A 464-nucleotide genomic window follows, 5' to 3' on the forward strand; every position below is an offset into this window, starting at 1 on the left:
CCGACATTCCGCACCTGATTTAGGAATAAATTTGCCGATAGCGCTCACCCAATACCTCCAAAATGATCTGCTGGTCTCCTGTTAGCTCCGTTACTTGTGGCGGAGCTTCTCCCAGTCGATATTCATGGATGCCACCAAAGCGCAAAAAGATCCAACGGGCCGTCGGCTGCTGGGTCGGTTTCTTTTTCATATCCGCCACACTGCGATTCTGCTCCACTAATCCCTGCCGGATCCGGTGCTCCAACGCTGCGTAAATCATCAGGCTACAGGTCATCACCATGAGCAACGCTTCAATCCGCTCCGGCTTTTTCAGGTACAGTGAGGAGGTTAAAAACTCCGGGCTCTTGAGAAAACGAAAGCCCCGTTCGACATTCTGCTGCGCTTTATAGGTGGCCAAAAGTTCGGCCATGGTCAGCGTATCGCTGTGGTCATTGGTCGCCAGGATGAACACCCCGGTCTGGTTG

At 52.8% G+C, this 464-nt stretch carries 1 protein-coding gene; it reads right to left on the bottom strand.

Annotated elements, in window-relative coordinates; translation table 11 throughout:
- Nucleotides 1-19: 19 nt before the first annotated feature.
- A partial coding sequence (locus J9889_RS23770) for an IS1634 family transposase (RefSeq protein ID WP_210558472.1) occupies nucleotides 20-464 on the bottom strand: 445 nt, incomplete at its 5' end.

Source organism: Aeromonas sp. PrichA-15, assembly GCF_017939245.1.
Classification (GTDB): Bacteria; Pseudomonadota; Gammaproteobacteria; order Enterobacterales; family Aeromonadaceae; genus Aeromonas; species Aeromonas caviae.